Source organism: Polynucleobacter yangtzensis (assembly GCF_027924165.1).
Classification (GTDB): Bacteria; Pseudomonadota; Gammaproteobacteria; order Burkholderiales; family Burkholderiaceae; genus Polynucleobacter; species Polynucleobacter yangtzensis.
The window spans coordinates 272,776-295,311 of the sequence record NZ_AP026973.1 but is presented as its reverse complement, the minus strand read 5'-3'; the positions used below and the strand labels follow the sequence as shown (position 1 = coordinate 295,311).

The window sequence follows — 22,536 nt, the reverse complement described above, 5'->3', positions numbered from 1 at the left end:
CCCTATTTTCGATCAATTAGTGCCAAAAACTCACGACGTAAATTAGAGTCTTTTAAGAAAGCTCCACGCATCACGCTATTGATCATTTTTGAATCACGATCCTTTACTCCACGCCACTGCATGCAAAAGTGATCGGCATCCATGACTACTGCGACGCCAATCGGCTTAATCTTTCTTTCCAGCATATCGGCTAATTCCACTACAGCCTCTTCCTGAATCTGCGGTCTACCCATGACCCACTCAGTTAAACGTGAGTATTTAGATAGACCAATCAGAGCAGACTCTTTGCTAGGCAATACACCGATCCAAATACGACCCATGATAGGGCATAAATGATGTGAGCACGCGCTGCGCACTGTGATTGGCCCAATAATCATTAACTCATTTAGGCGACTGACATTCGGGAACTTCGTTAGCGTTGGCTGCTCAACATAACGGCCACTGAAGACTTCCTGGACATACATTTTCGCTACACGACGGCTCGTGTTTTTAGTGTTGTGGTCGTTTTGAGTATCAATCACCAAGCTTTCTAGAACTGCTTGCATCTTCTCAGCAACTTCATCCACTAAACCCTCCAGCTCTCCAGGCTGAATGAACTGAGAAATATTGTCATTGGCATGAAAGCGGGCTTTTTGCGCCTCAATACGGCGACGAATGACAACCGACAAAGGTAAACCAGCATCATCTTTCTTGGAGGCTTTCTTTGCCGGACTGGCTACTTTTTTTACTGTTGTCTTTTTTGTTGGTATTTTTTTTGCTACCGTTGGTTTTTTAGTTGGCATGAGCAGTCTTGTGTCTCGAAATTAAGTTGTTCTTGTTTGTTAATAAATGAATTAAAAGCTTGATGTGTTTTGTTTTATTGATGAATTTAAATCTGGAAAAATAAACTCACAACGCAGATGATTCCAAACAACCAAACAATCGAACGAGTAGTTGGCCAGTTAGCGATATAGCAAATAAGGTAGACAATACGCGCAAGTACAAAACCCACTGCCAACAAGTCAATTCTGTCTTGCGGAGCATGTGCAACAGAGGCAATGATTACTGCAGCAAAGAAGAATGGCAAAGACTCAAATAGGTTTGCTTGAGCAGCATTGGCGCGCGCCCTAAAACCCGTTTGTTTGGCCAGCCATTGTCTTGGCATCGCATTGTCGTAGCCCTCAAAACCTTTTTTAGCAATGCCTACTGCTACATAAGGCAGAAGGCCCATAAAGAGAATGCAAGCGTATGCAATGGTCATGATGAAATTCTTTCCTGATGGATTTTGATTATGAAGACTGCTTTTTAGAGCCGATACGACTCTCTTTGCCATTCAGTAAATTCTGAATATTGCTACGATGGCGCCAAATGAGTAGGAAGCAGATAATTAGGAGTGCAATACCCATTGGCTGAAAGCCAAACAAGAAAACAAAATAAATCGGGCCAAAGATTGCAGCAGCTAATGCAGCTAAAGATGAGTAGCGCATGAACATAGCAACAATGATCCAGGTACTTAATGTAGCTAACCCTAAGATCCAATTAATACCAAACAAAATACCGCAAGCTGTTGCAACGCCCTTGCCACCTTTAAAGCCATGGAATATCGGAAAGAGGTGACCTAAAAATACAGCGATCACCACACCACATAAAAGCCATGAATTTAATGTGGAAGTTAAAGACTCATCGCCTAAAAGTGCGCGTGCGAGCATCACTGCGAAATATCCTTTGAGCGCATCACCAATTAATGTGAGTACCGCAGCCAACTTATTTCCTGTACGCAAGACATTCGTTGCGCCTGGATTACCAGAACCGTATGAGTGAGGATCAGGCAAGCGCATGCACTTGCTCACCACCACCGCAAAAGAAATAGAGCCTATTAAATAGGCAATTGGGATAAGTAATAGATCTAGAGTCAATTCCATACCGCTATCTTATACACTTATGGGCTGGAAGTAGCTCTAGCGCCCTTTGTTTGAGATCAGGCAACTATGAGCCGCGTGGGTGGTGTTGCTGATGGATTGATTTGAGTCTCTCTCGGGCCACGTGGGTATAGATCTGGGTCGTAGAGATATCCGCATGCCCCAAAAGTAGCTGCACTACCCTTAAATCAGCCCCATGGTTGAGCAGGTGGGTAGCAAAAGCATGGCGTAGTGTGTGCGGTGAAAGCGCAACAGGAATATTGGCTACTGTGGCGTAGCGCTTAATGAGGGCCCAAAATGCCTGCCTTGTTAAGCCAGTGCCTGTATGGCGACCCACAAAGACAGCATCTGTAGTTTTGCCTTCCAACAAAGGAGTGCGCGCTTCGGCCAAGTACTTTCTTAACCACTGCCCTGCTTCACCCCCAAAAGGTACTAAGCGCTCTTTTCCGCCTTTACCATTCACCACTCTGACTACACCTTCGTTCAAACCTAAGGCGACAGTTTTTAAGGAGACGATTTCCGAGACACGCAAACCACTGGCGTACATTAATTCCAACATGGTGCGGTCACGCAAACCTAAAGGCGTTTCAATATCTGGCGCATTAAGTAATGCGGTAACTTGATCTTCACTCAAGGTCTTAGGAAAACGCAGTGCTTGCTTTGCTGCTCGTAAGCCCATGCATGGATCGCTCTTCACTAAATTCATCCGTAAGGCATGACGATAAAAGCGCTTGAATACCGTTAAGCGGCGATTTGCCGTAGTTGCTTTATCAGCTCTGCGATAAGCAATATAAGCAGTGAGATCTTTTTCTGTAACACCGTATAAGTCACCACCAGAATCTTTATAAAGCCATTGAGCCAATAGCAATAAATCTCTACGGTATGCAGCCAAGCTGTTTTGAGCTAGGCCATCTTCCAACCAGCAAGCGTCGCAGAAGCGCTCAATGGCCTCTTGGCTTGCTGGGGCTATTGCTGGTGCAACATTAGTCACGGAAATTATTAAAGCCTAATGGCGCTTCAGTAACTTCTTTTTTAAGGAGGGCCATTGTTTCTTGCAGATCATCGCGCTTACCGCCAGTGACTCGCACTGCATCACCCTGAATACTTGCCTGCACTTTGATCTTGCTGTCTTTAATAATGCGCACGACTTTTTTAGCCAGCTCTGAAGTAATCCCTTTTTGAATCTTCATAGTTTGCTTACGCTTGTCGCCACCAATAGTTTCAGTTTTATCATCTTTGAGATAACGTACATCCACATTACGTTTAGCCATTTTGCTAATTAATACATCACGCACTTGACCCAATTTAAAGTCATCATCGCCAAATAGAATTAAGGCTTCATCTTTTTGTTCAACGCGACTATCGGAACCCTTAAAGTCAAAACGATTGGTAATTTCTTTATTGGATTGTTCGATGGCATTTTTGAGCTCAATCATGTCTGGCTCGCACACTACGTCAAATGAAGGCATTTCTACTCCTTAATTAAGCTTGAATTCTATTAATACGAATTACAAGGGGAAATTGCGACCATTTTTTAACGGAAACACAAAATCTTCGCCCTAGATTCGTTTACGAATAAGATTGTGGCATGACTCGTGCTCAAAATGCGCCCAACCCTGCAAAATTGACCCCAAATCTTGGACTCAAGGACCACAATACCTTTGGCTTAGACGCTGTAGCGGAGCTCGCCTATGAAATTACCGCAGCCGAGCAAATTCCAGAAGTGATGTCTAAGATTGCAAAGCAAAAAATGTCTTGGCGGGTACTAGGCGGTGGTAGCAATGTAATTTTGCCTAACACCTTAGCTGGCGCCACCCTCCTTATGAATATTCTGGGACAGGAAATTATTAAAACCGATCAAGAGGCTGCTTATTTATCAGTTGGAGGCGGAGTCATTTGGCACGATCTGGTTACCTGGACCTTAGAGAACGATTTGCCTGGCTTTGAAAATCTTGCGCTCATACCAGGAACAGTAGGTGCAGCCCCCATTCAAAATATCGGCGCGTATGGAGTTGAGATCGGTGAATACATTGATCACATCGAAGCCTTTGATGTAAAAGACCATGCCTTTGTCACACTCCAGAAAGATGCCTGCCGCTTTGCTTATCGCGATAGCTACTTTAAGCAAAATGCCGGACGCTTTATTGTGACAAAGGTCGTTTTTAAAATGCCAAAAGTATGGCAGGCTCGCATTCATTACGCCGATCTTGCTAAGCAGTTTTCTACTGATGCCAATCCAAGTCCAGAAGATATCTTTTTAGCGGTTTGTAAAATTCGTACTCATAAATTGCCAGACCCTAAAGTCATTGGTAATGCAGGAAGTTTCTTTCAGAACCCGATCATTCCCAATGAACAGTACGAGACGCTACTCAGAACTTATGCTGATCTAGCCTCCTATCCAGACATACCAGGCAAACGAAAACTCGCAGCAGGATGGTTAATTGATCAATGTGGTTTTAAAGGTCAACGCATGGGAGCGGTTGGTGTTTATGAAAACCAAGCATTAGTTCTAGTAAATCATGGGGGCGGCACAGCCCAAGATATCTTAGGCCTAGCCAAATGCATCCAAGATAAAGTGCATGACAAATTTGGTGTCACTCTGCAGATAGAGCCCAATATTTTGTAATGCCATTTAGATTTATGGTGATTGCACTGGCCCTAAGCTTGGCGCTTTAGTAGGTGCAGCAACACCAACAAAAATGACCATGCCATCACCACCGGGATTTAAGAGCAAGTCATTTAAACCAGATGGCTTCCAATTGTTTGCCGCCCAAATATTTCCGGCCATATCCGCATTCACCGAAGTTAATCGCATTGGTGGCAAGTATGAAGCTGATTATCACTAGAGAGCAAACACTGAGGCAAATATGAGTTTTTGTTACCTTATGCGTTATCGCCCTGGGTTACTTTTGAAAATTGTATTTCTGCTTCACCCTCTGCCAAACGCACCTGATATGTCTTTTCAAGCATCAACTCTTTAGTGTTGCGCACTGCCTGCAATTGATCATGCTCTTTATTGAGAATGACCGCATATCCCCTCTCAAGCGTTCTTTGCGGATTAAGCATTTCTAACTGGGACTGATAGTGAGTTTGATTGCGCTTCCAATTCTCCATTCGCACAGACCAAGCCTGATTAAGGCGCTGTTGCCAGCTAGCAATTTGCTCACGCATACGAACTGGATTAGGCAAGGCATGGCTTAGGCGGAGGGCTAATTGATCCAAGGTTTGTGCTTCACGCTCAATACGTTGGTTAACGCGCTGCAAAAGCGCTTGCATGATGGCATCGAGCTCTTGCAGCATTTGATCTCTTCGTGGCGCAGCAAGTTCTGCTGCCCCAGTAGGCGTCGGTGCACGCAAGTCAGCAACAAAATCAGCAATCGTGAAATCTGTCTCATGACCAACACCACTGACCACCGGAATAGAAGAATCTGCAATTGCGTATGCCAAATGCTCATCATTAAATGCCCAGAGATCTTCAATGCTGCCACCACCACGCACCATCAAAATAACGTCGACTGCATTTTCTTTTTCGGCTGCTTTGAGTGCAGCAATAATTCCGGCTGGTGCATCTGGCCCCTGAACCAATGTCGGATAAATCACAATAGGGATGTGTGGTGCGCGCCTTGCTAATGTACTCAACACATCTTTTAATGCAGCTGCCTGTGGCGAAGTAACAATGCCAATAGCACGTGGATGCGTTGGGATTTCGCGTTTACGATCTTCGTCGAACAAACCTTCTTTTGCTAATTTAGCTTTGAGCTTTAGGAAAGCTTCATATAAGCCGCCCATACCTGCACGACGCAATGTCTGAATGGTGAGCTGGATATCGCCGCGGGGCACATACATGCCTAAGCTGGCGCTTACTTCAACCAAATCACCTGATTGCGGCATGAAACCAACCTGGCCATTACGACCACGGAACATAACGCAGCGAATTTGACCTTCTTCATCCTTTAATGAGAAGTACCAATGCCCGCTGTCGTAAGCCTTGAAATTGGAAATCTCCCCGCTAACCCAAACCGTGTCAAAGCGATCCTCCAAGGAGGCTGCAATAGCGCGGTTTAGATCGCCAACAGTAAGGATTTCTCTTGATATTTCCGACATTTTTTCTCTTTGTTCACACTGCCACAAGCCTTAGAAGGCAATAACTATCCACAGAAGCTTATTCACTCTTGGTCGAACACTCATAAGTAAGTAATTACTGACCCAAAACGTCTCATAAATCCAACAACAACATACTAACCCATTGATTTATATAATGAATTATTCACACTCCTATATGCCCTCGTACCCCATTTCTGCGGCATTCCACCATCAATCAAGGACTTACAGGAAAATACAAGAAAAGTTTTGCACAGAGTTATCCACAGGCTAGCTTTCCCAAAAGGGCTTTTTAATTCAGCTAAAGTACTGAGCTTATGTACTCCATCTTACTATCCGCAGGTTGGCCTATTTGGCCCCTATTAATCATCTCCATTATTGGTCTTGCTATTGTCTTGGAACGCAGCTGGTATTTGCGAAAAATCCATATTTTTCCTAAAAATTGCCTAGAAAGCGTCTTTTCCCTGACAAATCAGATGGTTAAGGACAAATCAGCCGTTTCTGAGCCACAAGTGATGGACTTGGCGAACATTTCCCCTGCCAGCCCACTTTTAGCCTGCGCTCTTAAAGAAAAGTTAAATGGAAATAGCCCTGAAGCAGCGCTTGAAGAATTACAAGCAAGCGCCCAAGCAACTTGGCAAAAGTTTGATCGCTATTTGGGTGCTCTGGCAACGATTGCCACCATTGCACCGCTACTCGGTTTGTTTGGCACAGTCGTGGGCATGATTGAAATCTTCGGTAGTCAAGGCGCTATTAATGGCTCTGCTGGCAGCCCGCAACAATTAGCACATGGAATTTCTGTAGCGCTGTACAACACCGCATTTGGCTTGCTTATTGCCATTCCTGCACTAGCAGCGTGGCGTGGCTTGCGTGCAATAGCCAATCAACGCCAGCGCGAGTGCGAAGAATTTACGCGTCAAATCTTTAAAAAACTTTACCCAACTGACTCGGCAAAATGAGTTGGCTTGAAACGCACTCACAGGGACGAAAACCATTTTCGCTCGGGCCAACTTCTGTACCTATTGAACCGGAAATTAATCTCATTCCTTTTATCGATGTGCTCTTAGTGGTGCTGATCTTTTTAATGATCTCCACCACCTTCACGCGCTTTCAGGAGTTAGCCATCACACTGCCCACCGCAAATGGTAGCGAGAGTCAAGCAGAGATGAAGCAAATTCATATTGCCGTGAGTCGCGATGGTCGATTTGCAATTAATGGCAAAGTTACAGATCGCTCACAGTTGAGCGCTGTACTCAATCAACTCAGCGGACAAGGCAATCAAAAGGAAGGCGCCAGTTCACTGCAAGTCAATATTGATGCCGATGCTAAAGCGCCCCATCAAGCCGTGATGAGCGCTCTAGAAGCGGCTCGCGATGCCAATCTATCCAATATTGTATTTAGTAGCCAATTTAATAACCAAGCTAAGAAATAATTTTCAAATAAAGAAACTACCACTCATGTCATTTTCTTTTTTCCGTAAAGCGCCTAAATTTTGGGAAAGACGTGGGCCGACTAGCTTAATACTCTGGCCACTATCCTGGTTGTATGGCGCAGTCTTGCGTTTACGAAAATTGGTACAAGAGACTGGTCTCATTAAACATCGTCCGGCGCCAGTGCCTGTGATTATTGTGGGCAATATTCGTGTTGGTGGTACAGGTAAAACTCCGATCGTGATTGCGCTTGCAGAACGCTTAAGTCAACTTGGTTGGAGGCCCGGAATTATCAGCAGAGGCTACGGTGCTTCATCGCAAAGCGCCCCCCTCCAAGTAAGTAGCAATTCCGATCCAGCTTTAGTTGGCGATGAGCCAGTGTTGATTGCCAAACGCACACATGACCAATTTCCGATCTGGGTTTTCTCAAAACGCCAACGCAGCATTCGTGCGCTGCTGAAACAAGATCCTAATGTCAACGTCATCATTAGCGACGATGGCTTGCAACACACCGGTTTAGCCCGCTGGCCTGCCCGTGAAGGTGGTCGCGATATCGAATTTGTAGTGCGTGATGGGCGTGGCGAAGGAAATCGCTTTCTATTGCCTGCTGGTCCCTTACGCGAACCTGCTACTCGAGAGCGGGATGCGACTTTGTTTACATCTCCACAAAAAGATAGCTCCAATAGAAGTGGTGCCCATGATGAATACTTTTTAGGTCGCCGTGCTTTCTCATTAGTAGGCAACCTCGGTAAGCCATACCAACTAATCAACCCAAGTAATAAACAGACCTTCGCTGAGATTGCGGATGCTTTCCTGCCGAACAAGATTACATCTGTTGCTGCCCTTGGTAATCCACAACGTTTTTTTGACGACCTCTTAAAACAAGGGATTGCCGGCAAAACAATTCCACTACCTGATCATGCTAGCTATACCAGTGAGTTTTTTAATGGTATCAATGCGCAGTGCATTCTGATTACCGAAAAAGATGCTGTGAAATGCTCAGGCATTACAGATGAGCGAATTTGGGTAGTGCCAATGTCACTCACCTTGCCTGACAGCCTCGCAGAATGGCTGCAATCGATTCTGCAAAGGCCCGACCCTTATCGCTATACCTTGTAGTTTTGACGGACATAGCACTACACTGTCTCAACACTTATTTAGAAACACCCTTAAAGAAATCATGGATAAAAGACTACTCGATATTTTGGTATGCCCTTTGTGCAAAAGCCAACTGCATTTGGATGCAAATAAACAGGAGCTCATTTGCAAAGCGGATCGCTTGGCCTACCCTATTCGGGATGACGTTCCAGTAATGCTAGTAGATGAAGCACGCAACCTGAGTGCTGATGAAATCGCTTAATTTATTACACACCCTCTTCCCATGAACGTTGACTCCAAGGCGCCAGATTTTTTAGTAGTGATCCCAGCAAGACTGGGGTCTACTCGTTTGCCGCGCAAGCCATTAGCAGACATTGGTGGTAAGCCGATGGTGATTCGTGTAGCAGAGCGCGCTAAGCAATCACTAGCGCAGAGCGTAGTTGTTGCAACAGACTCAACAGAAATACAGGCAGCTTGTGATGAGCATCGAATTGAGTGCTTACTCACGAGCGCAGATCATCCAACTGGCACCGACCGCATTGCTGAAGTTGCACAACTATTAAAACTTCCGAATGACGCTCTGATTGTGAATGTTCAAGGTGATGAGCCGCTGATTCCACCAGAACTTATTAATCAAGTTGCACGCACATTAGCCAAACATGAGCAGTGCGCCATCTCCACAGTTGCGGTTCCCATTACCGATGTCAATGAAATAAACAATCCAAACGTAGTGAAAGTCGTCCTAAATCGCATGGGTGAGGCGCTCTACTTTTCTAGGGCGGCCATTCCATTTGTGAGGGATCCGCAGGCAAATCAAAAAACTGAGCATCTACGTCACCTTGGGATCTACGCATACCGCGCAGACTTTTTACAAGCCTATAGCCGGTTGGAACCTGCTCCGCCAGAACAAGCAGAAGCCCTAGAGCAGCTACGCGCCCTCTGGAATGGCTACCGAATTGCCGTCCACATTGCTCCAGAAGCCCCGCCAGCTGGGGTCGATACACCTGAAGATCTCGATCGAGTCAGGCAATTACTGGGTAATTCTTAAAAAAACTGGTTTCAAAGCCTCCGAGAGGCTCTTCTCGGGGATAATCCTAGGCATTACTAATCAATGAGCCCAACAAAATACGGGACAATGTCAGCTCTTCTAAGGGGAAAACAATGCGGTTGATTCTGCTCGGTGCACCAGGTGCTGGAAAAGGCACACAAGCTCAGTTTATTTGCGAAAAGTTCGCTATTCCACAAATCTCTACAGGCGATATGTTGCGCGCTGCCGTGAAAGCTGGAACCGAACTTGGCGTTGCTGCTAAAAAAATTATGGATGCGGGTGGTCTCGTTTCCGATGACATCATCATTGGTCTTGTTAAAGATCGCTTGACTCAGCCGGATTGCAGCAAAGGTTATTTGTTTGATGGTTTCCCAAGAACTATTCCACAAGCTCAAGCCATGAAAGATGCTGGCGTGCCAATTGATTACGTTTTAGAAATTGATGTGCCATTCGAAGCAATCATCGATCGTATGGGTGGTCGTCGCGTTCACCCGGCTTCTGGTCGTACCTATCACATCAAATACAACCCACCAAAGGTTGAAGGCAAGGATGATGTCACTGGAGAGCCATTGATTCAGCGTGACGACGACAAAGAAGAAACTGTTCGCAAACGCTTGCAGGTATATGACGATCAAACCCGTCCACTGGTGGAGTACTACTCCACATGGGCTGCGCAGGCCAATGCTTCAGACAAGGTGAAAGCGCCTGCCTACCGCAAGGTCAGCGGCACAGGTAGCGTTGAAGACATTACTGCTTCTATTTTTGATGTCTTGAAATAACGCCTTATTTAGTCTTCCATTAAAGGGGTTGCTTCGGCAACCCCTTTTTCATTATCGAGATATGGGTTATTATGTATATACCACTAAGTGGTATAGTTTTACATGACCAAAAAACGCATCTTAAAAACAAAAACTTTTTCGCGATGGGTAAATAAAAGTGGCTTAAATCAACACCAGTTAATAGAAGCAGTTGAAGAGATGGAAAAAGGACTTGTTGATGTTGATCTTGGATGCAATGTTTATAAAAAACGGGTGAAACTTCCAGGCATGGGCAAAAGAGGTGGCGCCAGAATTATTGTGGCCACTAAACTGTTAAAACGGTGGTATTTAATATTTGGATTTACAAAAAATGAGAAATCGAATATCAGCAAAGACGAGCTGATCTCTTTGCAAGAAACAGCAAAAAGATTGCTCCATTTGTCAGACCGAGAAATAGGGGCGGCTATTTGTGCCAACCAATTAGAGGAATTAAAAATCGATGAAAAATAATAAGAAAAGTCGAATTATTCAAGAGATGCAAGAAACCGTTCTGGGCTTGCATCAGGCAGGCGTTATTACTAAGAAGAGTTTGGAGGAGTTTGAAGCCCTTCACAACCTTGATGTAAAACCCATGAGTCCTAATCGTATCAAACGATTACGGGCAAAAACCCGCCTTAGTCAGGCAGTATTTGCCGTTACGATTAACGCAAGTCTCTCGACAGTTCAAAAGTGGGAAGCTGGAGATAAAAGTCCAAGCGGGCCATCGTTAAAACTCTTGTCTCTCATTGAGAGAAAAGGATTGGGTGTGGTCCTTTAAAAACTAGATTACTTCAACTCTTTTAAAGCACTTTCAAAAGATTCAATATCGGCAAAGCTTCGATAGACCGATGCAAAACGAATGTAAGCCACTTTGTCCAAGCGCTTGAGCTCACGCATCACGAGCTCACCAACACGCTCGCTAGGAATCTCTTTTTCACCAAGACTGAGTAACTTTTCTTCAATGCGAGCAATCGATTCATCTACAGAGTCAGATGACACTGGGCGCTTACGTAAGGCAAGCTTAATTGAACTTGCTAACTTATCGTGACTGTATTCAACGCGGCTACCATTTTTCTTAACAATAGCAGGCAGTGCCAATTCAACCCGTTCGTAGGTTGTAAAGCGCTTGTCGCATTTGGCACAACGGCGACGACGGCGAATGGTATCGCCTTCGTCGGATACCCGAGTATCTAAAACCTGGGTATCGTCGTTATGACAGAAAGGGCAGCGCAAAGTTGTCTTCGCCTACTTAACCGTAAACCGGGAAGCGCTTGGTCAACTCAGCTACTTGTGCGCGCACCTTAGCAATGTTCTCTGGGTCATTTGGATTATCCAAAACATCAGCAATGAAGTTGCCTACTTGTCTGGCTTCAGCTTCTTTAAATCCACGAGTGGTCATCGCTGGTGAACCCAAACGAATACCGCTAGTCACCATTGGTTTTTCTGGATCGTTTGGAATACCGTTTTTGTTACAAGTGATATGCGCCTCACCCAATACGCGCTCAGCTTCTTTACCAGTCATTTTCTTGGCACGTAAATCCACCAACATCACATGTGAATCTGTGCCGCCAGAAACAATGCGTAATCCACGAGCAATCAAAGTTTCAGCAAGCGCTTTCGCATTTGCAACAACTTGCTTTTGATACTCTTTGAAGCCTGGCTCAGCTGCCTCTTTAAATGCAACCGCTTTAGCAGCAATCACGTGCATCAAAGGACCGCCCTGTAAGCCCGGAAACACTGCGGAGTTAATCGCTTTCTCGTGCTCAGCTTTCATCAAGATAATGCCGCCACGCGGACCGCGCAAACTCTTATGAGTTGTAGAGGTAACGATATCTGCATGCGGCACTGGGTTTGGATAGACGCCTGCAGCTACTAAGCCAGCGTAGTGAGCCATGTCAACCATGAAGATCGCGCCTACTTCTTTTGCTAATTTACCAATGCGTTCAAAATCAATTTTCTTGGAGTATGCAGATGCACCAGCAATAATCAGTTTTGGTTTGTGCTCGCGAGCGAGGCGCTCCATTTGCTCGTAATCAATCTCTTCGTTTTTATCAAGACCGTAAGCAATTGGATTAAACCATTTGCCGCTCATGTTTAAAGCCATGCCGTGAGTCAAGTGACCACCTTCAGCAAGACTCATACCCATAAAGGTATCGCCCGGTTTTAAGAAAGCCAAAAATACTGCTTGGTTAGCAGATGCTCCGCAATGAGGCTGAACGTTTGCTGCTTCAGCACCAAATAAAGTCTTTACACGATCGATAGCTAGTTGCTCAGCAACGTCAACGAATTCACAACCGCCGTAATAGCGCTTACCTGGATAGCCTTCAGCGTACTTGTTGGTCAATTGGGAGCCTTGGGCTGCCATGACCGCTGGAGAGGTGTAGTTTTCAGAAGCAATCAGCTCAATATGGTCTTCTTGACGCTTATTTTCATTCTGAATGGCTTCCCATAACTGTGGGTCGGTTTTAGCTAAAGTGTTTTGACGGTCAAACATGGTGATAATCCTGGTGAAGTTCGATTGCTGAGTTGATTAACTTAGTAAAATCAACCTACATCATACAAAATCCACCATGACCTCTACACAAGACCTCTCCTTCCTCTCCCTAGTCCTCAATGCCAGCCTATTAGTACAGTTGGTAATGTTGTTATTACTCAGCATGTCGATAGCCTCTTGGACCATTATTTTCAAGAAAACAGCTGTTTTACGAGGGGTTAGGCTAGATACAGAGCGTTTTGAGCGTGATTTCTGGTCCGGCGGCGACCTCAATACCCTCCTGGAAGCTGCCCAGCGCAATACCCGCAGTGATGCAGTCCTAGAGCACATCTTTGAAGCTGGCATGCAAGAGTTCACCAAGGGCCGTGAGATTGACGCTGCCCGCCGTGCCATGAAAGCCACCTACCAACGTGAAATGGACCTCCTGGAGGCCAATCTGCCGTTCCTGGCCTCCGTAGGCTCAGTCTCCCCCTATATCGGCCTCTTTGGCACTGTTTGGGGCATCATGCACGCCTTCCGCGGTTTAGCTAACGTCCAAAACGCCACCTTGGCAGCAGTTGCCCCCGGTATTGCCGAAGCACTCGTTGCAACTGCGATTGGCTTGTTTGCAGCGATTCCGGCAGTGGTTGCCTATAACCGCGCAGCCACTGATGTAGACCGCCTTTCAATTCGCTTTGAAACATTCATTGAAGAGTTCACCAACATCTTGCAGCGTCAAACTGCTGGACGTTGATTGAACGAACAAGTGAACCTATAAACGAAAAAATTATGGCCGGATCTTCATTGCGTAAAAACAAACGTCGGGCAATGTCTGACATCAACGTCGTCCCGTATATCGATGTGATGTTGGTATTGCTCGTGATCTTTATGGTCACCGCACCAATGGTCAACCCTGGTGTTGTCAATTTGCCAACCGTTGGTGGTGCGAAAGTGCAATCTTTGCCACCAGTCTTTTTAACTATTGATGCCAATGAAAATGTCATCGTGAAAAAAGATGGTGACCCAACACAAACACTTAATAAGTTTGAACTCGGCGCCTTTGCTCGGTCACAAGCAGAAAAATCTGCGGAACAACCGATTGTGATTGCAGCTGATAAATCCATTAAATATGAAACAGTAATGGAAGTCATGTCCAAGCTCAAAGAGAATGGTGTGAAGCGCGTTGGACTTGCGGTCAAGACTCAATAAGGCTTAGAGGCTTGTTTTAATCGCCCATGAATAGCGCCCCTACTTTTCAACCCTCTTTCTCGCCATTCAAGCGAGGTCGATACACTAAGTCAGAAAGCACGAAACGTGCGTTTACTTTTTCTCTAGTAGTTCATCTTGGCTTGCTTGCATTTTTAATGATTGGTATTAGTTGGAACAACAGCACATCATCAGGTGTAGAAGTAGAGCTCTGGGATTCCACTCCACAAGTTCAAGCACCACCCGAGCCAGAACTCAAAACGGAAATAAAAGAAGAAGCTGCTGATATTGCCATTAAGAAAAAGAAGGTAGAGAAAGAGCCGCCCAAAAAGGAAGTAAAAGAAACACCAAAAACAGTAAAGCCTCCTCCGCCAAAAGAAAAGGTGAAAGAGAAAGAATCTGAGAAGCCAAAAAAAGCTGAAGCACCAAAAGCACAATCTCCTGCTGAGACTAAAGCGAATGCTGCAGCAGAAAAAGCACGCGCAGATCAACTGGCACGCTTGCGTGCAGCTGCCGGCGCTGAAGGTGGTAGTGGTGGCACAGTCGGAAGTGGAGTTGGCGGTGGTGGCAATGCTCCTCCAGGATGGACCGATAAAGTCATTAAGAAGGTCAAGCCACTGATCGTCTTTAATCCAGAATCCGTCAGCGGCAACCCAGCTGCAGTGATTTTGGTTAGCCTGGCGCCTGATGGGGCTATTTTGAGTACTAGCATTCAGTCTTCGAGCGGCAATGCTGGCTGGGATCGTGCGGTCTTACTGGCACTTTCACGTGCAGAGAGCCTACCAAAAGACGACAATGGCAAAATTCCACAACGCGAAGTGAAACTGACTTTTAAACCTAAGGATTAATGCATGTTGCAACTAGCAAAAAGATTGAAGCAGAGACTGCTATCAAAACTGAATTCTTTTAGCTTAATCGTAATTACTTTGTGCGCTAGCTTCGCAACACCTGCGCTGGCGCAGATGAATATTGAAATCACTGGTGTAGGTCAGTCACTCTATCCAATCGCAGTCATGCGCTTTAAGGATGAAACTAAATTACCAACCAGCGTTACTGAAATCATTCGTCAAGATTTGGCTCGCAGCGGTTACTTTAAAAATACCGAGAACGGCAATGCCGTTGAGAGTGATGAAGGCACGCCGAATTACAAATCCTGGGCAGTACGTGGTGCTGATGCATTAGTAGTTGGATCGGTTGTGCAAACAGGCAATGGTCAATTTGAGATTCACTACAAGCTATTTGATATTCGTAAATCAGTCAGTCTCGGTGGCTTAAACCTCAACTCTAGCGCTGACAACTTGCGTGCAGCGGCTCACAAAATTGCTGATGACATTATTTATAAATTACTTGGTGAGCGTGGCGTGTTCTCTACTCGCCTCTCTTACGTCATCAAGGATGGCAAGCGCTATCGCCTTGTGATCTCTGACGCAGATGGTCAAAACATTCGTAATGCTATGAACAGCGGCGAGCCAATCATTTCTCCATCATGGTCGCCTGATGGCAAAAAAGTTGCTTACGTTTCTTTTGAAGATCGCAAACCGGTAATCTATGTTCACGAACTTGCTACTGGTCGTCGTATTTCTCTTTCCAACCAAAAAGGCAACAACAGTGCACCAGCCTGGTCGCCTGATGGAAAAAAATTGGCGATCTCCTTATCTAAAGATGGCAACACGCAGATCTACGGCATCAATGCAGATGGCACTGGTTTACATCGCCTAACTCGTGGCAACACAATTGATACCGAACCACAATATTCAGCTGATGGTCGTTATATCTACTTCACCAGTGATCGTGGTGGCAATCCGCAAATCTATCGCATGAGCGCAGATGGTGAACAAGCTGAAGGTGTGAAACGTGTAACTTTCAAACAAGGTTTCGTTACCTCACCACGCATCTCGCCCGATGGAAAGTATTTAGCCTACATTGCGAACATTGGTGGCGCCTATCGTCTCTATATTCTCAATTTAGCAACTGGTGACGCACAAGCTCTCACTGATGGCACTAGCGATGAATCCCCTTCCTTTGCGGCTAATGGTCGCTACGTTCTCTATTCCACCAAAGTGGGTGGCAAGCGTGTCCTAGCTGCTGTCTCAGTAGACGGAAACTCTAAGCAGGTGCTCAGCATCCCAGGATCTGACGTTCGTCAGCCTTCCTGGGGTCCGTTCATGGACTAAGCCCTTTTTAAGGGCTTAAATAGTCACTTTTGATGCTCTTGGGGGCATAATATTAACTATTAGCTCCTGTTGAGCCGCTTTATTAGTTAATTTGTCATTCAGCTTGTAGGAAAAAGGAAAATTCATGAAGATTTCTATCGCACGTCGCGCAGCGACATTTGCTCTTATTGGCGCAACTGCATTGCTCATGGCAGCATGTTCTAGCGTGAAGTTGGACGACACCGATGGTGCCAACGGCAGCGGTAGTGGCAAATTTGGTTCACAGCCATGGAATGATCCAAGCAGCCCGCTTTTTGAAAAGAGCGTTTACTTCGGCTTTGATGAGTACACCGTTCAGACTAAATATCAAAAAATGTTGTCTGCTCACGCAAGCTACCTAAAAGCAAATCCAAAACAAAAAGTAATCATTCAAGGCAATACCGACGAACGCGGTACAGCAGAATACAACTTGGCACTTGGCCAACGTCGTTCTGATGCAGTGCGCAAGTCATTGAACTTGATGGGCGTTTCCGATGATCAAATGGAAGCCGTGAGCTTTGGTAAAGAAAAGCCAAAAGCTGAAGGTGACAACGAAGCAGCATGGGCACAAAATCGCCGCGCTGATATTGTTTACATCACGAACTAATGATGACGCTTTCTCACTCAGTAAAACAAACGCTCTCACGAGCGTTTTGTTTAAGTACTGCACTCATTTGCTTGAGCGCATCCAATAGTGCTTGGGCCCTCTTCTCCGATGATGAAGCCCGTAAGGCGATTTTGGATCTGCGTAAGTCTCTTGCCACCACCCAGCTTGAGTTGCAAGGTCAAATAGACAAACTCAAAACAGAGAACGCAGAGCTGCGCGGCAAGGTAGAAGAGCTTGAGAAGCAAGGCGAAGACATCAACACCAGCCAAAAGACTTACTACCAAGATCTGGATACTCGCTTAGGCAATTTTGAGCCACGTACAGCCACAATTGAAGGCGTCAGCGGCACAGTTCAACCAGGTGAGAAAAAAGCTTACGACGATGCATTAAAAGCATTTCAAGCAGGTAACCTCAAAAAGGCAGACGATAGCTTTACTGCATTCACTGCGAAATATCCAAAAAGCCCTTACTTGCCACTTGCTCTCTACTGGAGCGGTAATAGCAAATACGCGAATAAAGAATATGCTGGCGCCATTAGCCAACTCCAAAGTCTGATTAAGAAATATCCGAATCATCCGCGCATTCCAGCAGCAATGGTGACTTTAGGTAATGCTCAATTAGAAAGTGGTAACAAAGCGGCGGCCAAAAAAACATTTAGTGACATTATTGCCAAGTACCCAGATACTGATGCCGCTAAAGATGCGCAGCAAATGATCGCTGCTACGAAGTAATTCATCATCCCTGTCTAAGCATGTCTAATTTATCTGCTGCATTTGAATCACTGGCGCCACGCAAGCCTGGCGCCCCTGCGGTGATCTTGTTTTCTGGCGGCTTAGATTCCACAACTGTTTTAGCTCTTGCGAAAGACCTTGGATACACGCCTTATGCCCTTTCCGTGGGTTATGGACAAAGGCACTCTTCTGAGCTTGCTGCTGCAAAGCATATCGCCAAACAAATTGGTGTTGCACGTCATGAGGTGGTGAATTTAGATCTCACCCGCTTTGGCGGCTCTGCTCTAACGGATTCTTCTATCGCAGTTCCCATTACTCCAGGCAAAGATCAAGAGATCCCAGTTACCTATGTGCCTGCACGCAATACGATCTTGCTATCTCTCGCCCTGGGTTGGGCAGAGTCATTGGGCGGTCTAGATGTTTTCTATGGCGCTAATGCTGTTGATTACTCAGGTTATCCAGATTGCAGACCAGAATACGTGGCTTCTTTTGAGCACATGGCTAACCTAGCAACCAAAGCAGGTGTAGAAGCTATTAATGATGAGAATCGCTTTCGGGTGCATGCACCAATCATTAACCTTACTAAAGCGCAAATTATTCAGCTAGGCAACACTATGGGCGTGGAATACTCCCAAACGGTATCTTGCTATCAAGCTAATGATTTGGGTGAAGCCTGTGGTGAATGCGAATCTTGCCGTCTAAGGCAGGCTGGCTTTAAGCAGGCCAATGTGAGCGATCCTACGCGCTACCAAAAAAACAAATAAAGCTCTGTCGTTACCTTTAGATCTTAGTACCACATAACTCAGATCGGAAAATTAATAGATTCGTAAGAATCTATTAATTTAAGTAAAGATTTAAATCTATCAGCCTTTTCAGTGCCTGGAATAGGTTCATTATCAAAAAAATAAGATGCCTCAGCTAATGCGGCTTGATACTCCAACTCATTTTGATCTGACCCTAAATTATTCATTTGTATTTTTATGGATTAATTTTAAATATTTATCTTTTAAACAGCGATGCTACAGAAGAAATTAAAACCACTTATCTAGCAAGGATAAGTTGGGGAATGTAGCATTGTTATCAGACAACATACTGATGCTTTACATCAAACTTCTTATATGCCAGATATGCACATAAAACACAATCAGCATGACTGAATTAAGGCGCAATCCGAACATACTTAAACAGCTTTCGGATAGTCAGCCCACAGCCATATCGAGTCGCAATAAGCCAATAGCCTATCTTTTTTCGACCAGGGCTTACGAGACATTACTTGAGTTAATTGATGATGCCTCGCTTATTCATACCGTTATGGCTCGTAAGGGCGGCAATACGATAAAAGTTAAGATTTAAATCTTATCAAGCATACGCGCTACGTAACGCGCAATCAAATCTATCTCAAGATTTACTGCATCGCCTTGCACAAGCTTTCCTAGAGTAGTGTTTTCTAGGGTGTGAGGGATGATATTGATATCGACAATACAAGCAGTAGCACTGTCTTCGGTCTTGTTCACTGTAAGCGATACGCCATTCACAACGATAGAACCTTTGTATGCCAAAAACGGGGCTAGTTCTTTAGGCGCCTCAATCTGAAGCAGCCAAGATCCATAGGCATCGTTAGCCACTTGAGAAAAGTGAGCTACTTTTCCAACGCCGTCTACGTGACCGCTGACTAAATGACCACCGAGACGATCGTTTAAACGCAAGGCCTTCTCTAAATTCACTGCGCCCACTTTATCTAAGCCCACTGTCTTATTGAGGGACTCGCGAGAGATATCTAAGGCAAATGAGTTTTTTGTTAATTGGGTGGCTGTCATACATGCACCCTGAATCGCAATGCTGTCACCCAAGGCAACATCATCAAGATAGCCGTCTGGCACCTCTACAAGGAGATGTAGACCATCGCCCTTGGGTTGGGCGCTTTTGATTTGGCCGACGGCCGTAATGATTCCTGTAAACATAGGGAGATTTTAGTTCTTAATCAAACGTAAGCGCAGATCAGGGCCAAAAAGGCTTTGATCTATGACCTGCCAGTTCTGGCGCTGACTTAATTCATTGAATGGGCCAACATTAGCCATGCCAATGCCCTCGCCCATTAGGAATGGCGCGTAATAGAGCAACAGCTCATCCACACAATCTTCTCTGAGCATTGAGCCATTGAGCTTAAAGCCAGATTCAACATGGATTTCATTCATCTCATGCTCTTTGGCGAGATAGGAGAATAGGCTCGGCAAATCCACCTTACCAAATGCATTAGCCATTGCGATCACTTGAATGCCACGCGCCTCAAAATTCTGGACCTTTGCTTGTATCTCAGGGGTATCTAGATTTGCACATACGATCAAGACACCAGATAGCTCTGGGTTTTGCAAAATCTTAGCTGTTTGTGGAGTTTCTAATTTGGAATCAATAATGATTCGCATCGGTTGTCTTTGAGTCTCAACCTCTCTCACGTTCAAACTAGGATCATCTTCTTTTACTGTACCAACACCTGTAACGATGGCGCATGCTTGTGCGCGCCAGTGATGACCATCAGCACGAGCAAGTGGGCCTGTAATCCATTGACTACGACCATCGGGCAAAGCAGTTTTGCCATCTAGACTAGCCGCAATTTTCATGCGCACCCATGGCAAGCCACGTGTCATTCTAGAAATGAATCCACGATTGAGTGATTGCGCTTCTGGCTCTAGCAAACCGCATTGCACTTCAATGCCGGCAGCTCTTAGCTTTTCCAAACCTTTACCGGCTACAAGCGGATTGGGATCAGACATCGCCACAATCACTTTTGCTGGCTTAGCCGCTAGTAAAGCATCCACACAAGGAGGTGTTCTACCTGTATGACTACATGGCTCTAAGGTCACATAGATTGTTGAGCCTACAACATCGTTACCCTGGGCTTTGGCATCTGCCAGCGCTTGCACTTCTGCATGCGCCTTTCCGACTGCTTGAGTAAAGCCTCGCCCAATCACCTTCCCATCTTTTGCAATGATGCAACCGACCCGCGGATTCGGATTGGATAGATAAAGTGCTTTTTGAGCTTGGGCCAAAGCCTCGCCCATCATTTGGTGGTCAACTGCGCTGTACATAGGGTCTATTAAACCATTCAATGACAGCGCTTTGCATCCTTAGCGGGATCGCAAATACGCCATCGCCCGCCACTACCCAGAATCATTTGCCTTTCTAGATGCGCAGCCCTTTGGTGCCCCAGTATCAGACGATTGGCTACAAACCCACCTTTTCCAGTCTTGGCAGCGCCGGCAGCGTTAAACAAAATCCCCCTCTTGCCAGAATGCGGGTCAGAAAATTGCCTGCCTCCACCCTTAAAGTACACAGGCTCAATATTCCCCTGAGAAAGCCAATTTTTGGGCTGGCAGTTTGAGATAGCCCGCTTACCAATACAGCCACTTTGAATTACCCAGCCATCTTCCCAGAGCTCACCATTCACGGGGGCGAGTTTGACGGACTCCCCTTTAAACAAAGCTTGCTGACGCGCGAAGTGAGCATGTGTAATGAATCTGCGAGCAGCAGTCTCGATTTCACGAACGGCAATTTGCTCTTGCAAGAGCGGCATACTTATCGTTGCAGCAATAGCAATAATCAGCACAACTGCCATTAACTCCAGCAAGGTTGAACCTTTTTGACACACGCGGTTTTTATTCAAAGACTTGGCGCCAATTTAAACGTGTAACAACACCTGTTTTTTCATCAACTGCAACACCAATCTGTATGCCTGGTTTTTCCTTGCTGGATATAAGCCAGCGATGATTGCCGGCTGGCTGTATAAAACAAAGGCTGCTTTGTGCTTGACTTAACGCAGTAATATTTTCTTCGCACTCTTGCACTGCTTTTTCTGCGGCAATAAATTTTTTCTGGGACTCGCTCATAGTATTAACCTCAATGATGCGTAAAGCCCCAAGACGCTCTATGTATGAGATTAGGGAAGAGCAAAGCAATAACAAAGAAATTACCCAAGCCAGAATCAAGGCATATTCCTAGTCGCATACGTTCTCTCAAAATCTATATTGATCAGAGCACCGTCGGTCATTTGCAGGCTGATCTTATATAGCCTGGGAGCCCTATCACCAATGCCGCTCACCCTTTGGGGGGAGCTCATGTCCTCAATAAACAAATGATTAATGCCATTCATAAGCGTGGTGTTTTGCACCCTTCCCTGTCGATCTAGCGATTGGCAAATGAGTGAGCCTCCATTTACTTTCGCGCCTTTAGCAATGCCTGTTTGTCGTTCCACGATAAAACCCTGAAACACTAAATCTTTATTGGTGCGCTCTTTGCTAAGAATATTGCCAATGCAATCAAAATCTACCCCATCAGATAATTCATATTGAACACTCAGTGAATCTGATCCTCGATAGCCTACTTTTTTATTTACCTGAATAAACCACTTTGCAGCATCGGATTTATTAAAGTCATTTTTATTTTTGATGTTTTGATAGCCCGCCATTCGAATCGCGCGCCCCACGAGTTCAAATGCACGCTCCGCTTCAGAAATTAAGGATTGGGTTTTTTCATACTCTATTTGCTTAGTTGCTAATTCAGCGCTTGCCTTTAGGAGGGGATTTAGAAGAAGCGCGCAAAGTGTGATTCCGACCAGACACTCGAGCAAGCTCATTCTTTACACTCCCCGCTTCATAAAGAGCAACCGCCCTGGAATAGACCTCAAGTTCATGCGCGTCAATTTGCCTCCTTATTTCTGATCTTTTGCTTTCTTGTTGGCCCAGGACTAAAGCCAATCGCTGATAAGCATTGGCTGAGACCATCCAGGCACCCATAATCAGACTCATAGCCACCAAGACCTCAAGCAAAATGAACCCATCCGGGCTTGCAAGCCAATGAATTGAGTGGCTGCAGTTTTTTGTGGTCATTACCCATTTTCTAAGGGGTAAGGGCTGGATAAAACAGTCTTGCCAGGCTCTTGCCGTCTGAACGGCTGGATA

At 45.4% G+C, this 22,536-nt stretch carries 32 protein-coding genes; 17 read left to right on the top strand and 15 right to left on the bottom strand.

What is annotated here, in order from left to right:
* Positions 1-2 precede the first annotated feature (2 nt).
* The 5 genes from folE to QMF28_RS01595 all read right to left on the bottom strand — a co-directional run bounded on the left by folE (position 3) and on the right by QMF28_RS01595 (position 3,367).
* Positions 3-782, bottom strand: coding sequence for a GTP cyclohydrolase I (gene folE, locus QMF28_RS01615; RefSeq protein ID WP_281742865.1), 780 nt, complete (start codon positions 780-782; stop codon positions 3-5).
* An 86-nt stretch (positions 783-868) separates the two neighbouring features.
* The gene (locus QMF28_RS01610; protein WP_281742864.1) at positions 869-1,240 is read right to left on the bottom strand and encodes an MAPEG family protein; all 372 of its coding nucleotides are present in this window, start codon (positions 1,238-1,240) and stop codon (positions 869-871) included.
* 28 nt (positions 1,241-1,268) lie between these two features.
* Entirely contained in the window at positions 1,269-1,901 is a 633-nt protein-coding gene (plsY, locus tag QMF28_RS01605) for a glycerol-3-phosphate 1-O-acyltransferase PlsY (protein WP_281742863.1), read from the bottom strand.
* Between the two features lie 64 nt (positions 1,902-1,965).
* Positions 1,966-2,889 (bottom strand): site-specific tyrosine recombinase XerD, encoded by a 924-nt coding sequence (gene xerD / locus QMF28_RS01600; protein WP_281742862.1) that lies wholly within the window; start codon positions 2,887-2,889, stop codon positions 1,966-1,968.
* Complete coding sequence (locus QMF28_RS01595; protein WP_281742860.1) at positions 2,882-3,367, bottom strand: YajQ family cyclic di-GMP-binding protein; 486 nt, start codon at positions 3,365-3,367, stop codon at positions 2,882-2,884. Before QMF28_RS01595 ends, xerD begins: the two co-directional genes overlap by 8 nt.
* A gap of 119 nt (positions 3,368-3,486) precedes the next feature.
* Between QMF28_RS01595 and murB the strand changes: the two genes are divergently transcribed.
* Entirely contained in the window at positions 3,487-4,524 is a 1,038-nt protein-coding gene (murB, locus tag QMF28_RS01590; protein WP_281742859.1) for a UDP-N-acetylmuramate dehydrogenase, read from the top strand.
* A gap of 12 nt (positions 4,525-4,536) precedes the next feature.
* Here murB and QMF28_RS01585 read toward each other — a convergent pair whose 3' ends face one another.
* Both QMF28_RS01585 and xseA read right to left on the bottom strand, forming a co-directional pair.
* The gene (locus tag QMF28_RS01585; RefSeq protein WP_281742858.1) at positions 4,537-4,713 is read right to left on the bottom strand and encodes a hypothetical protein; all 177 of its coding nucleotides are present in this window, start codon (positions 4,711-4,713) and stop codon (positions 4,537-4,539) included.
* A gap of 68 nt (positions 4,714-4,781) precedes the next feature.
* Positions 4,782-6,002 carry an exodeoxyribonuclease VII large subunit gene (xseA, locus tag QMF28_RS01580; RefSeq protein ID WP_281742857.1) on the bottom strand — a complete coding sequence of 407 codons (1,221 nt, stop codon included), beginning with the start codon at positions 6,000-6,002 and terminating at the stop codon, positions 4,782-4,784.
* A gap of 314 nt (positions 6,003-6,316) precedes the next feature.
* Between xseA and QMF28_RS01575 the strand changes: the two genes are divergently transcribed.
* The 8 genes from QMF28_RS01575 to QMF28_RS01540 all read left to right on the top strand — a co-directional run bounded on the left by QMF28_RS01575 (position 6,317) and on the right by QMF28_RS01540 (position 11,150).
* Entirely contained in the window at positions 6,317-6,958 is a 642-nt protein-coding gene (locus QMF28_RS01575) for a MotA/TolQ/ExbB proton channel family protein (protein WP_281742856.1), read from the top strand.
* Entirely contained in the window at positions 6,955-7,431 is a 477-nt protein-coding gene (locus QMF28_RS01570) for an ExbD/TolR family protein (RefSeq protein WP_281742854.1), read from the top strand. Before QMF28_RS01575 ends, QMF28_RS01570 begins: the two co-directional genes overlap by 4 nt.
* A gap of 25 nt (positions 7,432-7,456) precedes the next feature.
* The gene (gene lpxK, locus QMF28_RS01565; protein WP_281742853.1) at positions 7,457-8,548 is read left to right on the top strand and encodes a tetraacyldisaccharide 4'-kinase; all 1,092 of its coding nucleotides are present in this window, start codon (positions 7,457-7,459) and stop codon (positions 8,546-8,548) included.
* 61 nt (positions 8,549-8,609) lie between these two features.
* On the top strand, positions 8,610-8,789 hold the full coding sequence (locus tag QMF28_RS01560) for a Trm112 family protein (protein ID WP_281742852.1): 180 nt from the start codon (positions 8,610-8,612) through the stop codon (positions 8,787-8,789).
* A gap of 21 nt (positions 8,790-8,810) precedes the next feature.
* Positions 8,811-9,575, top strand: coding sequence for a 3-deoxy-manno-octulosonate cytidylyltransferase (gene kdsB, locus QMF28_RS01555; RefSeq protein WP_281742851.1), 765 nt, complete (start codon positions 8,811-8,813; stop codon positions 9,573-9,575).
* A 113-nt stretch (positions 9,576-9,688) separates the two neighbouring features.
* Positions 9,689-10,354 carry an adenylate kinase gene (adk, locus tag QMF28_RS01550; RefSeq protein WP_281742850.1) on the top strand — a complete coding sequence of 222 codons (666 nt, stop codon included), beginning with the start codon at positions 9,689-9,691 and terminating at the stop codon, positions 10,352-10,354.
* A gap of 102 nt (positions 10,355-10,456) precedes the next feature.
* On the top strand, positions 10,457-10,843 hold the full coding sequence (locus QMF28_RS01545) for a type II toxin-antitoxin system RelE/ParE family toxin (protein WP_281742849.1): 387 nt from the start codon (positions 10,457-10,459) through the stop codon (positions 10,841-10,843).
* Positions 10,833-11,150, top strand: coding sequence for a helix-turn-helix domain-containing protein (locus QMF28_RS01540; RefSeq protein WP_281742848.1), 318 nt, complete (start codon positions 10,833-10,835; stop codon positions 11,148-11,150). The genes QMF28_RS01545 and QMF28_RS01540 overlap by 11 nt, the downstream gene beginning before the upstream one ends.
* 8 nt (positions 11,151-11,158) lie before the next feature.
* On the opposite strand, the gene nrdR is transcribed toward QMF28_RS01540, so the two are convergent.
* Both nrdR and glyA read right to left on the bottom strand, forming a co-directional pair.
* Positions 11,159-11,605 (bottom strand): transcriptional regulator NrdR, encoded by a 447-nt coding sequence (nrdR, locus tag QMF28_RS01535; protein WP_068947890.1) that lies wholly within the window; start codon positions 11,603-11,605, stop codon positions 11,159-11,161.
* A 16-nt stretch (positions 11,606-11,621) separates the two neighbouring features.
* Positions 11,622-12,866 carry a serine hydroxymethyltransferase gene (gene glyA / locus QMF28_RS01530; protein WP_281742843.1) on the bottom strand — a complete coding sequence of 415 codons (1,245 nt, stop codon included), beginning with the start codon at positions 12,864-12,866 and terminating at the stop codon, positions 11,622-11,624.
* A 76-nt stretch (positions 12,867-12,942) separates the two neighbouring features.
* Between glyA and tolQ the strand changes: the two genes are divergently transcribed.
* From tolQ to queC, 7 genes are all read left to right on the top strand, one after another.
* Positions 12,943-13,599 carry a protein TolQ gene (gene tolQ, locus QMF28_RS01525; RefSeq protein ID WP_216213729.1) on the top strand — a complete coding sequence of 219 codons (657 nt, stop codon included), beginning with the start codon at positions 12,943-12,945 and terminating at the stop codon, positions 13,597-13,599.
* A 35-nt stretch (positions 13,600-13,634) separates the two neighbouring features.
* A complete protein-coding gene (gene tolR, locus QMF28_RS01520; protein WP_215348372.1) occupies positions 13,635-14,054 on the top strand; it encodes a protein TolR in 420 nt (139 codons plus the stop codon).
* A gap of 26 nt (positions 14,055-14,080) precedes the next feature.
* Complete coding sequence (gene tolA / locus QMF28_RS01515; RefSeq protein WP_281742838.1) at positions 14,081-14,899, top strand: cell envelope integrity protein TolA; 819 nt, start codon at positions 14,081-14,083, stop codon at positions 14,897-14,899.
* A gap of 3 nt (positions 14,900-14,902) precedes the next feature.
* Entirely contained in the window at positions 14,903-16,225 is a 1,323-nt protein-coding gene (gene tolB, locus QMF28_RS01510) for a Tol-Pal system beta propeller repeat protein TolB (RefSeq protein WP_281742837.1), read from the top strand.
* A 124-nt stretch (positions 16,226-16,349) separates the two neighbouring features.
* Positions 16,350-16,850: a peptidoglycan-associated lipoprotein Pal gene (gene pal / locus QMF28_RS01505; protein ID WP_216213717.1), complete on the top strand. Its 501-nt coding sequence runs from the start codon at positions 16,350-16,352 to the stop codon at positions 16,848-16,850.
* A complete protein-coding gene (ybgF, locus tag QMF28_RS01500; RefSeq protein ID WP_281742834.1) occupies positions 16,850-17,581 on the top strand; it encodes a tol-pal system protein YbgF in 732 nt (243 codons plus the stop codon). The genes pal and ybgF overlap by 1 nt, the downstream gene beginning before the upstream one ends.
* 20 nt (positions 17,582-17,601) lie before the next feature.
* Positions 17,602-18,345: a 7-cyano-7-deazaguanine synthase QueC gene (gene queC, locus QMF28_RS01495; protein WP_281742832.1), complete on the top strand. Its 744-nt coding sequence runs from the start codon at positions 17,602-17,604 to the stop codon at positions 18,343-18,345.
* Positions 18,346-18,383: 38 nt separating this feature from the next.
* Here the strand turns inward: queC and QMF28_RS01490 are convergent, their stop codons facing one another.
* Positions 18,384-18,551 carry a hypothetical protein gene (locus QMF28_RS01490; protein WP_281742830.1) on the bottom strand — a complete coding sequence of 56 codons (168 nt, stop codon included), beginning with the start codon at positions 18,549-18,551 and terminating at the stop codon, positions 18,384-18,386.
* 179 nt (positions 18,552-18,730) lie between these two features.
* On the opposite strand from QMF28_RS01490, the gene QMF28_RS01485 reads away from it, so the two are divergent.
* Positions 18,731-18,934 carry a type II toxin-antitoxin system Phd/YefM family antitoxin gene (locus QMF28_RS01485; RefSeq protein WP_281742828.1) on the top strand — a complete coding sequence of 68 codons (204 nt, stop codon included), beginning with the start codon at positions 18,731-18,733 and terminating at the stop codon, positions 18,932-18,934.
* Here the strand turns inward: QMF28_RS01485 and QMF28_RS01480 are convergent.
* From QMF28_RS01480 to QMF28_RS01460, 5 genes are all read right to left on the bottom strand, one after another.
* Positions 18,931-19,542: a riboflavin synthase gene (locus tag QMF28_RS01480; RefSeq protein ID WP_281742826.1), complete on the bottom strand. Its 612-nt coding sequence runs from the start codon at positions 19,540-19,542 to the stop codon at positions 18,931-18,933. The two genes, QMF28_RS01485 and QMF28_RS01480, sit on opposite strands and share 4 nt — an antisense overlap.
* 9 nt (positions 19,543-19,551) lie before the next feature.
* The gene (gene ribD / locus QMF28_RS01475; protein ID WP_281742824.1) at positions 19,552-20,667 is read right to left on the bottom strand and encodes a bifunctional diaminohydroxyphosphoribosylaminopyrimidine deaminase/5-amino-6-(5-phosphoribosylamino)uracil reductase RibD; all 1,116 of its coding nucleotides are present in this window, start codon (positions 20,665-20,667) and stop codon (positions 19,552-19,554) included.
* A 17-nt stretch (positions 20,668-20,684) separates the two neighbouring features.
* Positions 20,685-21,242: a GspH/FimT family pseudopilin gene (locus tag QMF28_RS01470; RefSeq protein ID WP_281742822.1), complete on the bottom strand. Its 558-nt coding sequence runs from the start codon at positions 21,240-21,242 to the stop codon at positions 20,685-20,687.
* Positions 21,235-21,465: a hypothetical protein gene (locus tag QMF28_RS01465; protein WP_281742821.1), complete on the bottom strand. Its 231-nt coding sequence runs from the start codon at positions 21,463-21,465 to the stop codon at positions 21,235-21,237. Before QMF28_RS01465 ends, QMF28_RS01470 begins: the two co-directional genes overlap by 8 nt.
* Before the next feature lie 95 nt (positions 21,466-21,560).
* Positions 21,561-22,211, bottom strand: a complete 651-nt coding sequence (locus QMF28_RS01460; RefSeq protein ID WP_281742820.1) for a hypothetical protein — start codon at positions 22,209-22,211, stop codon at positions 21,561-21,563.
* Between the last annotated feature and the right edge of the window lie 325 nt (positions 22,212-22,536).